The sequence below is a fragment of the Deltaproteobacteria bacterium PRO3 genome (assembly GCA_030263375.1).
Taxonomy (GTDB): domain Bacteria; phylum UBA10199; class UBA10199; order DSSB01; family DSSB01; genus DSSB01.
Genome location: SZOV01000170.1, coordinates 1 through 3,773, shown reverse-complemented (window position 1 = coordinate 3,773; position 3,773 = coordinate 1). Strand labels below are relative to the sequence as shown.

The window sequence follows — 3,773 nt, the reverse complement described above, 5'->3', positions numbered from 1 at the left end:
ATCGCCAGGCGCCCCGACATGCTGCTCTGCGACGGGCCCACCGGCGCCCTGGACCACGCCACCGGCAAGCTGGTGCTGGTCGCCTTGAAGCGGGTCAACGAGGAACTGGGGACGACGACGGTCGTCATCACCCACAACGCGGGCATCGCCGGGATGGCCGACCGGGTCCTGCGCCTGGCGGACGGAAGGATCCTCTCCGTCGAGCGCAACGCGCGGCGCCTGGACCCGGAGGAGCTGAGCTGGTGAGGCAACTGCACCGTAAAGTCCTGCGCGATCTTTGGCACCTGAAGACACAGGTCCTGAGCATCGCCCTGGTCCTCGCCAGCGGCATCGCGGCGCTGGTCGCCTTCCTCTCCACCCAGGCCTCCCTCAAGACCGCCCAGGCCCGTTTCTATCACGAAGGGCGTTTCGCCGACGTCTTCGCGGACCTGAAGCGGGCGCCGCTCAGCCTGGCCAAGGACCTCGAGACCATCCCCGGCGTCGTCAGCCTGGAGACCCGCATCGTCCGGGACTTTTTGCTCGACCTCCCCGACCGCGTGGATTCCGCGGTGGGGCGCTTCATCTCCCTGCCGGACTCCGGCGAGCCCCGGCTCAACCGACTCTACCTGCGCCAAGGCCGTCTGCCCGACCCAGCGCGCGACGACGAGGTCATTATCAGCGAGGGCTTCGCCACGGCCAACGGCTTCAAGCCCGGCGACGCGATCGGCGCCATCGTCAACGGAAAATACAAGAAGTTCCAGGTGGTCGGAACGGCCCTCTCCCCCGAATACATCTATGCGATCCGCGGCGCGACGCCGATCCCCGACGACCGGCACTTCGGAATCTTCTGGACCCCGCGCCGCGGCCTCGAGGCCGCCCTCGACATGGAGGGGAGCTTCAACAGCCTCTCTCTCATCCTCGGGCCCGGCAGCTCCCCGCGGGACGTGATCGCCCGGCTGGACCGGCAACTGCTCCCTTACGGCGGCCTGGGGGCCTACGATCGCGAGGACCAAGTCAGCCACCGTTTCTTGAGCGACGAGATCAACCAGCAAAAGGTGATGGCGATCGCGATCCCGCTGATCTTCCTCTCCGTGGCGGCCTTCCTTCTCAACGTCGTGTTGAGCCGGCTCGTCCTTCTGCAACGCCCGCAGATCGCGACCTTGAAGGCGGTGGGCTACGCCGATCTCTCCATCTCTTGGCACTACTTCCTGCTGGTGACGGCCATCGTGATTCTCGGTTTGGCGTTTGGGATCGCCTTGGGCGTCTGGATGGGCCGTTATCTGACGGAGATGTACACGGACTTCTATCACTTCCCGATCATGCAGTTCCTCGTTCCTCCTTGGCTGATCCTGCTCGCCTGCGCGATCGCCTTCGGCGCGGCCTTGCTGGGAGTGTTCCAAAGCCTTAGGAAAGTTTTCGCCCTGTCTCCGGCGGAAGGGATGCGGCCGCCCTCTCCCCCGTCCTTCCATGAAAACGCCTGGGAGCGCCTGCGCTGGGTGCGCCGCCTCTCCAATACCGGAAAAATGACTTACCGCAACCTGACGCTGCGTCCCTTCCGCACGGCCATGGGAATCTTGGGCGTCGCCTTCGCGGTGATGGTCACGATGATCGGCATGTTTTGGTGGGACACCATCCATTACGTCATCTTCTCGCAATTTTCGCTCACCCAGCGCGAAGACGCGGAGGTGGTCTTCGCGGATCACCAAGACCCGGCCATCTTGAGCGAATTGGAGAACATCCCCGGCGTGATGAGGGCGGAGGGCTATCGAACGGTGCCCATCCGTCTCAAACTCGGCCATCGGCAGGAGACGACGGCGCTGACCGGGTACCCGGCCGACGCGGAACTCCGCGTCCTGCTCAACAAGCGAAGACACGAGGTCCCGCTGCCCGCGGAGGGACTGCTGCTCACCCAGTTGCTGGCGCGAAAACTTCGCGCCCAAAGCGGCGACTGGATCGAGGTGGAGGTCCTGGAGGGGCGGCGGCAACGATGGCGCCTCCCCGTCTCGGGCATCGTGGACCAATGGATCGGCTATGCGGCTTACATGGACCAAAGGGCCTTGAAGGACCTCCTCCACGAGGATTGGATCAGCAGCGCCGCCTTGAAGGTCGATCCCTCCGGCGAGCGCGCGCTGCAGGCCGAGCTGAAAAACCTCCCCAAGATCGCGGCGGTGAACTTCAAGGATCATACCGTCGCGATGTTTCGCGGCAGCATGGTGCGCTTTATCCTGGTCTTCGCCACCGCGCTGACCGCCTTCGCCCTGGTGATCGCGGTGGGCGTGGTCTACAACAACGCGCGAGTGGCCCTCTCGGAGCGCTCTTGGGAATTGATGAGCCTGAGGGTCTTGGGCTTCACCCGGGCCGAGGTATTCAAAATCCTCGGCACCGAAATGCTCGTGCAGATCCTGCTGGCGCTGCCGGCGGGATGGCTCTTGGGCTACGCCTTCGCGGCCCTGCTGGTGAAACTGATGCACACCGAGGCCTTCGAGATCCCGTTGATCGTCGAACGCAGCACCTTCGCCTACGCCTCCTCGGTCGTCCTGCTGTCCGGAGCGGCCAGCGCTTGGATTATTCGGCATCGCCTGGACCGCACAAATTTGGTAGAAGCCTTGAAGGTCAGGGAATGAGCTTATGGAAAAGAAGCGCTCGACGAAATTTCTCCTCTGGGTCCTCTTGGCGATGCTGCTCGCCGGCGGCCTCTATTGGGCCCTGCGCCCGAAGCCCATCCTCGTGGAAATCGCCGAAGCCCGGCGTGGGCCCTACGAACAGCAGGTGATCGAGGAGGGCAAGACGCGCGCGAAAGAAATCTACAAGGTCCTCTCGCCGGTCGCCGGAAACCTGCGCCGGGTGCGGCTGCATCCCGGCGACGCGGTGAAAGAAGGCGATCTGCTCGCCGAGATCGACCGTCCCGGCGTCTGGCCGATCAAGTCGCCCGTCGCCGGGACCGTCCTGCGTGTGCAGCGAGAGAGCGGCGGACCCATCGAGCGCGGCGACCTCATCCTGGAGGTGGCGGATCCCAAGCAATTGGAGGTGGTTTCGGAGGTCTTGACCGAGGACGCCCTGGGCATCAAGCCGGGAGACCCGGTGCGGATGGAGAGCTGGGGCGAGTGCCGAACCCTTGAGGGCAGGGTTCGGCGGGTCGAGCCCGGGGCCTTCACGAAGGTCTCGGCCTTAGGAATAGAAGAGCAGCGGGTCAACGTGATCATCGACTTCAACGGGACGACCGGGCATTGCGAGGGCCTGGCGGACGGCTTCCGCCTGAACAACTATATCACCACTTTCCGAGCCGAAGACGCGCTGACGATCCCGGTGGGGGCCCTGTTTCGCGACGGCCGGGACTGGGCGGTCTTTCAAGTCGTGGGGGGCCGGGCGCGAAAGACCAAAGTCGAGGTCGAGCGCCGCAACCCGGAGTCGGCCCTGCTGAAGTCCGGCTTGAAGCCCGGCGATTTTGTGGTGGTCTATCCCAGCGACGAATTGACCGACGGCGCGCGGGTGGTGCCCATGAACCCGGGCGCCCGGTCTTCCTAAAACAGTCCCCCGAAGCCGCCCTTTTTCCGCCCTCCCCCGAAGATCGAACCCAAGACGCCGCGGATGATCTGATTGCCCAGCTGCGAGCCGATGCTGCGCGCCGCCGACTTGACGAAGGCCTCGCCCACGCCCTGCCGCTGGCTCGCCCTCGGCTTGGGGGCCGACTGGGCGGCCTCGGGCGCGGCTTGGGCCGCGAGCTCTTGCTGGCGCTTCTTCAGCATCTCGAAGGCGGATTCGCGGTCCAGCATCTGCTCGTACTGTCCGGCCAG

At 65.1% G+C, this 3,773-nt stretch carries 4 protein-coding genes; 3 read left to right on the top strand and 1 reads right to left on the bottom strand.

Annotated elements, in window-relative coordinates; translation table 11 throughout:
• The 3 genes from FBR05_15005 to FBR05_14995 all read left to right on the top strand — a co-directional run.
• Window positions 1-246, top strand: a 246-nt coding sequence (locus FBR05_15005; protein MDL1873488.1) for an ABC transporter ATP-binding protein, incomplete at its 5' end; no start/stop codon positions are given.
• Window positions 243-2,603 (top strand): ABC transporter permease, encoded by a 2,361-nt coding sequence (locus FBR05_15000; GenBank protein ID MDL1873487.1) that lies wholly within the window; start codon window positions 243-245, stop codon window positions 2,601-2,603. The genes FBR05_15005 and FBR05_15000, both read left to right, overlap by 4 nt.
• A 4-nt stretch (window positions 2,604-2,607) precedes the next feature.
• Entirely contained in the window at window positions 2,608-3,504 is an 897-nt protein-coding gene (locus tag FBR05_14995; protein ID MDL1873486.1) for an efflux RND transporter periplasmic adaptor subunit, read from the top strand.
• Here FBR05_14995 and FBR05_14990 read toward each other — a convergent pair.
• On the bottom strand, window positions 3,501-3,773 hold a 273-nt coding region (locus tag FBR05_14990), incomplete at its 5' end, for a DUF853 family protein (GenBank protein MDL1873485.1). The genes FBR05_14995 and FBR05_14990 overlap by 4 nt on opposite strands.

Excerpts from the sequence above, each read along its gene's own strand:
- FBR05_14995 (MDL1873486.1), top strand. The coding sequence starts at position 2,608 with ATGGAAAAGAAGCGCTCGACGAAATTTCTCCTCTGGGTCCTCTTGGCG.